At 52.8% G+C, this 6547-nt stretch carries 3 protein-coding genes; 1 reads left to right on the top strand and 2 read right to left on the bottom strand.

The window, feature by feature from the left end; translation table 11 throughout:
- Window positions 1-13: 13 nt before the first annotated feature.
- Both Q0294_RS17490 and Q0294_RS17485 read right to left on the bottom strand, forming a co-directional pair.
- A complete protein-coding gene (locus Q0294_RS17490; protein WP_299468031.1) occupies window positions 14-1882 on the bottom strand; it encodes a 2-oxoacid:acceptor oxidoreductase subunit alpha in 1869 nt (622 codons plus the stop codon).
- A gap of 739 nt (window positions 1883-2621) precedes the next feature.
- Entirely contained in the window at window positions 2622-3704 is a 1083-nt protein-coding gene (locus tag Q0294_RS17485; protein ID WP_299468029.1) for a class I SAM-dependent methyltransferase, read from the bottom strand.
- A gap of 291 nt (window positions 3705-3995) precedes the next feature.
- Here Q0294_RS17485 and Q0294_RS17480 point away from each other — a divergent pair.
- Window positions 3996-6547: DUF4838 domain-containing protein (locus tag Q0294_RS17480; RefSeq protein ID WP_299468027.1), on the top strand; the 2552-nt coding region annotated here is incomplete at its 3' end.

The raw sequence follows: 6547 nt of genomic DNA, 5'->3' as shown, positions 1-6547 counted from the left end.
TGGGAGTCTGAAACTACTTCTCGTCCAGCATCTCTCTGATTTTCTGTTTGACTTCACTGATCAGGAACGGTTTTCCCTGGACCTTATTCAAACCGACCGCGTCAGCCAGATACGTGCCGCGGATGATCATGCGTAATTGTCCGGTATTCAGTTCGGGAATCAGCACTTTCTTATATTGCTTGATCACATCGCCCAGATTTTTGGGGAACGGATGCAGATAACGAATGTGGGCATGCGCGACTGATAAACCTTCCTTGACCGATTGCTTGACCGCAGTCCGGACCGCTCCGTAAGTTCCCCCCCAGCTGATCACCAGCAGATCACCCGACTCCGGACCTTCAACGGTCTGTTCCGGAATGAAGTCGGCAATCCCGGCGATTTTGTTTGCCCGGAGTGTGGTCATAAACTGATGATTCTCGGGTGAGTAATTCACGTTACCGGTCACGTCCGATTTTTCCAGACCGCCGACACGATGTTCGCAACCGGGAGTTCCGGGAGTCACCCACGGGCGGGCTTTCTTTTCGTTCCGCAGGTAAGGCATGAATGGTTCGTCCCCCTGTGTATTCTCGTGAGAAACCTTGATCGGCTTCAGGCTGGAGATGTCAGGAATCTTCCACGGCTCGGCTCCGTTGGCGATATAACCATCGCTGAGCAGCAGCACGGGAGTCATAAATTCGACAGCGATCCGCAGCGCTTCCTGTGCCATCTCGAAGCAGTCCGCCGGTGTCGCAGGCGCGACGAGAGGCATTGGGCAGTCACCATTGCGACCGAACATGCACATATACAGGTCCGACTGTTCTGTTTTGGTTGGCAGCCCGGTACTCGGGCCCCCGCGTTGAACATCCACCACGACCAGCGGCAATTCCATAATCGCAGCCAGACCCATGCCTTCCCCTTTCAGGGCAATACCGGGACCGCTGCTGGCGGTAATCGCCAGATCGCCTGCGTAAGAAGCGCCAATCACACTTGTGATCGCGGCGATTTCATCTTCCGCCTGAAAGGTCACCACGTTGAAATTCTTCAGTTTGGAAAGCTCATGTAAAATATCGCTGGCGGGCGTAATCGGATAACCGCCGTAGAACAACTGCTTTCCGGCCAGTTTGGCTGCCGTTACAAAACCAAACGCCAGCGCTTCGTTTCCGGTCACCTTGCGGTAATTGCCCGGTGGCAAATCCGCAGGATCAACGTGATAATGCACGGTCATCGCTTCGGTAGTAATGCCATAGTTATAACCGGCGTGTAACGCTTTCAGGTTCGCTTCCACCAGTTCAGGTTTCTTGGCGAACTTCGATTTGACCCACTCTTCCGTCGGTGTGGCATCGCGCTGATAGAGCCAGTAGACCAGCCCCATCGCGAAAAAGTTTTTGCAGCGTTCCGCTTCACGCGGTGAAAGCCCCAGTTCCGCCACGGCGTCGCGCGTCAGGCTGGTCATCGGTACTTTCTGCAACTGATAAGCGGCCAGAGATTCATCGTCGACCAGCGGATTACCTTCATAACCGGCTTTCGAAAGATTGCCCGATTCAAAGGCGTCTTCGTTGACGATCAGCGTGCCGCCCCGTTTCAGGTCCGCCACATTCGTTTTCAAAGCAGCCGGGTTCATGGCGATCAGTGTATCTACTTCATCGCCGGGCGTATAAATATCAGAGCTGGAGAAACAGATCTGAAAACCGCTCACGCCACCCAGCGTTCCGGCGGGTGCGCGAATTTCGGCGGGAAAGTCGGGTAAAGTGCTGACATCATTACCGAACACAGCCGACACATTCGTGAACTGCGTGCCGGCCAACTGCATGCCATCGCCACTATCTCCACAAAAACGAATAACAACAGCATCCAACTGTTCGCTGATCTTGCCATTCGCACCAGATACGTTTGTGGTCGCCATTCTGAATTTTACTCCCCGGTTGCCACCTTGTGTCAGGTGGTACTGTCGCAGTTGAATGAAAAAATATGTTTAAATGTCTGTTTTTCTGATGATGGCAACAGCCGTTGATCAAACGGAAATCCGCGTCCGCTGATCCGGGCCTCTTCCCTCTAACGGGAAACCAGCTCAAAATCAATCACTGAAATCATCGAAACCATGGAAAACGGCTGGTGTGCTCTCTCTGATATGAGTCGGGTCGATTTACATCGCCGGCAAGGAGGGAAAGACGCAGGGGTATTTCTCGCTTGGTTTTCACAATTCAATGAATCATTAAGTCTGGATGGCGATTACCTTACAATACCTTTTGAGCATTGAAGTTCCGGCTTCAGACTTCCGTGCTGTCCATCACAGTCTGTTCACCATCGCTCCGTCAATCGGCAAACTCTACGTAATAGAATCATTCCTTATAATCGGCATTCTTGCACCAAAATCAATACATGGAAAGGCCTTAAATAGCACATTCTTCAGTGATTCTTAAGATTTTCTCTCACCTGGTACAAAATCGCTTCAAACTGTAGGAATTATAGGCAGTCGCAGCCCACATCCAATAAAAAGTCTACAATAATATCTAATTTAACCTGCACTGTCTGGGTCCATCAATGAGACCGCATATGATTTGCTCATTTTCATAAAAAAACAGGGAACAGAAACCCTTGGATCTCTGCTCCCTGTGATGACACCAGTTTCGACACGACGGTCATTACATTTTTGACATCACGTAAAAATAATTCATGATATCGTGCGGCAGCTCTTGTACATCGATATTGTTAAAACCAGCCTCTTCCAGCATCTCGCAAGCCAGCTCGCGGCCCCAGCAGGTCCCCAGCCCCGCACCGCCCTGCGCGAGCGAAACGGTCATGCAGTGCATTGTAGAGATCGTATAAAACATCGGTCCCAGCGGATTGGTAATATTTTTCTCCACATGACTTGAAGCGGCGATATCCTGCATCAGGAAAGTACCCCCCGGTCGCAGGGCGGCATTCACTTCACTCAACACCTGAGCGGGATTGGCCTGATCGTGAATCACATCAAAGGCAGTCACCAGATCGAATTCGCTGACCGCGTTCATCTGCGAGACATCCTGCACCTGGAATGTGACGTTCGACACGCCGCGCTCAGAGGCAGACTGTTGGGCCCGCCCGATCGATTCTTCGGAAATATCATAGCCCGTAAAACGGCTCTCGGGATAAGCGGCTGCCAGCGCAATCAGCGCCAGACCACTGCCACAGCCGATATCCAGTACATCGATGCCGGCTTTCAATTTCGCTTCCAGACCGGGCACCAGAGGCAGAATATGCTCGAACAGACCGCAGACAACCGACGAATAACTCTCTTCGGCCATGACTTCGTGGAACCGGGCAAACTCAGAATAGGGAACGCCGCCCCCTTCTCGAAAACAATCGAGGATTTTGTCTTCGACCGTACCTAATACCGAAAACCATTGCATGGTGGTCGCAAAATTATTCGAGCCGGCGGCCCGCGTCAGCAGCGCCGCATGTTCGGCCGGTAAAAAATAAGTCTTCAAGACCGGATCATATTCCACAATGCCGCCGGTCACCATCGCGCCCAGCCATTCCCGGACGTAGCGTTCGTTCAATCCGGCCTGTGCAGCAATTTCACCGCTGGTGGCGTGTTCCATCTCACTCATGATGTCAAACAGCCGCGCACGATGGCCAATCGAAATCATGAATGACAGACCACTGTGATTCACAATCTGCAACAGCTTCTGCCCAAACTCATCCGTCCGTTCCGCATCAATATTCAGATTACAATTGTTACACATCGCAAACACCTCTTTCCTTACATCTGGCTAAAACAGCAAATTTCATTTTCAATAAACGATCAGGCCCGCTGTACCACATCTGATTTACTGAGCGAAAAACGCGGCCGAATGTTACCATTTTTTTTCCAAAAATTGAACGATGGTGAACAAAAACCAGTAAACCGAGTGTCTCACACGACTTAGATCCGAGAAACGATTCTTTTTTCTACTCAAATCTTGTACTCGTCTTCTCTGTTCTTCAAAATGAATGCCACCCCTGTTCTCTCCCCGCAAGAAACGAGACACACCACCATGAAAAAAATTCTGCTGGCCGGCCTGCTCTGCTGTTTTTGTCTCCCGATGGTTCCCGCGTCTGCTGCAGAACGCTTCCTGGTAGAGAACGGGCAACCCCGCGCAGAGATCATCATTTCCGCCACACCTCCGCGGACCACACGGCTTGCAGCGCAGGAACTGCAGACGTATGTCGAGAAGATCTCCGGTGCGAAGTTGCCGATTGTTACCGAACCGAGTGGCAAGGCTCCCGTCAGTATCTTCATCGGCCAGAGTGCGCACACCGAGCAACGGGGCATCACCGCTGCAGGGCTGAAGTACGGCGCCTACCGAATCGTCTCCGGCGAGAACTGGCTGGCGCTGATCGGCGATGATACAGATTTCGTTCCCATCGAACCCTGGCCACGAAACAACAGGGACATTGTCAACGGAAAAGCACAACAGGCGTGGGACGCGATTACCGGGAAACACTGGGGTTATCCGCATTCGCAAATCTATAAACATTACACCGGTCCCACCGCATTGTTCGGAACTCCCAACGAACAACAGGTCGACAAAAACAGTCAAGTGAATGTCTGGGGATTTGACGAGCGCGGTTCTTTCAACGCAGTCTGCGGTTACTTGCGCGGTCTGGGTGTGCGCTGGTATCTGCCGGGTGAGTTGGGGGAAATCGTACCTGACCTGAAAACGATTCCACTGCCCGTCATCGATCAGAGTGTGCAGCCTGATTTTCCACTGCGAACCATTAATTTTCGATTCGGCACTTATGGGCGCGATGTGGCAATGTGGGCGATGCATCTCGGCTTGCGGGAACCTTTCGGTCGGCAGGCCGCACATGGTCTGGATCATATGACGCATAACGAGTACACACTTCAGAATCATCCGGAGTGGTTTGCGCTGTACGGCGGCAAACGGGATACGCAGTCCGGTAAACGGCTCAATCAGTTGTGTTATTCGAATGCAGAGTTGTTCGACGAGACCGTGCGATATGCCCGCGCTCAGTTTGACCATTTCGATATGGACGCGGTTTCGGTGATGCCCCCCGATGGTTATACGGCGATCTGCCAATGTGAAAAATGTCAGGGGAAAGACACCCCCGATCGCGGCTACCGCGGGGCGCTTTCCGATTATGTCTGGGAGTTTGTGAATCGTGTCGCCAAAGAAGTCGGCAAAACGCACCCCGATAAAAAGATTTCCAACTGCGCTTACGGCACCTACACGCAGCCTCCGCTCAAGATTGAGAAACTGGAACCGAACGTGCAGGTGATCATCGTTGGCGGCCGTCGCCCCACCAGCGCGGACCGCGATGACATCAACCAGTTACGCGCGGACTGGGTCAGGAAAACCGATAACCCGCTGGTGATTTTTGAAAACTATCCCTTTACCGCACGCGGATTTTATCTGCCCGCTTATATCCCGCGCGTCCTCGGCGAGAGTATCAATGCAACCAAAGGAACGTCGCGGGGGGAAGACATCTGGCTCAGCATGGACTTTCGTGAGAATGCCGTCGGCTATAACCATTTTCTGGTTTACTTCACAGCGCGAATGTACTGGGGGGGCAAGGACCAGAATGCCGTCGCGATGTTCGACGAATACTGTCGGCTGTTTTACGGCCCCGTTGCCAACGAGATGCAGGCGTTTTTCAGTTACTGTGAAGAACACTGGCGCGAAATGGAAACAGACGGCGACAAAGCACATCACGCGCTGGAACTGTTTGCCGTTGCCAAATCCAAAGTCGGTGACGACTCCGTTTATGCGCGACGGGTGCAGTTGATCGACAACTACCTCAACGGACTTCGCAACAAGAGTAAACAGCTGGCACAAAAACGGGGGCCGGTGCCGACGCTACGTCTCGTGGGTGATCCCCTGGGCGAAATCGTGATCGACGGAAAACTCGACGAAACACTCTGGCAGAAATGTCCGACCGCCTCAACCGGCCAACTGCGCGAACTGCAGACCGGTCGCCTGCCCGTATATGGCACCTCGATTAAATCCCAGTGGCTCGGCAATAATCTTTACTTCGCGATCCGTTGTGAAGAGACGCCGGGTGAAAAGCCCAATATCACCACAACGAAAAAAGGAGATCAGGCCCTCTGGTACGGCGATGCGGTGGAAATTCTACTCGCAACGGAGTCGCACAATTATTATCAGATCGCCGTCAACCCGGCCGGCGCAGTGGTCGACCTGGATCGCGGTGCCGACAGGAACAACTGGTTCAACTGGGATTCCCAGGCCGAAGTCGCCACACAAGTCGCCGACGGTTTTTGGACCGCTGAGATTCGCATCCCCATCGTACAGGATGAAAACGATCCTCTGCATCAGGTGATCGGACACAAGCCAACGGTCAGCCTGCCGTGGTTCATCAATGTCTGTCGCCAGCGCATCCGGGAGAACGGCACAGAGTATTCTGCCCTTGCACCGACGGGAACAGCGGGTTTCCACGAACCGATGAAGTTCGCACACTTTTATCGCGGACTGTCCCATCAGTTCGAAGCGGATCCCACCGTCACCGATTACCTGATCGCCAGCCGAGACGCGGAAAAACTGATGCGTCAGCGAAAATGGAATGAGGC

This window comes from uncultured Gimesia sp. (assembly GCF_937919775.1).
Lineage (GTDB): Bacteria > Planctomycetota > Planctomycetia > Planctomycetales > Planctomycetaceae > Gimesia.
The sequence above is the reverse complement of the archived record's forward strand: the minus strand, read 5'-3'. Positions and strand labels throughout refer to the sequence as shown.

Coding starts and splice junctions, on each gene's coding strand:
- Q0294_RS17490 (WP_299468031.1), bottom strand. CDS start 1,882: ATGGCGACCACAAACGTATCTGGTGCGAATGGCAAGATCAGCGAACAG.
- Q0294_RS17485 (WP_299468029.1), bottom strand. CDS start 3,704: ATGTGTAACAATTGTAATCTGAATATTGATGCGGAACGGACGGATGAG.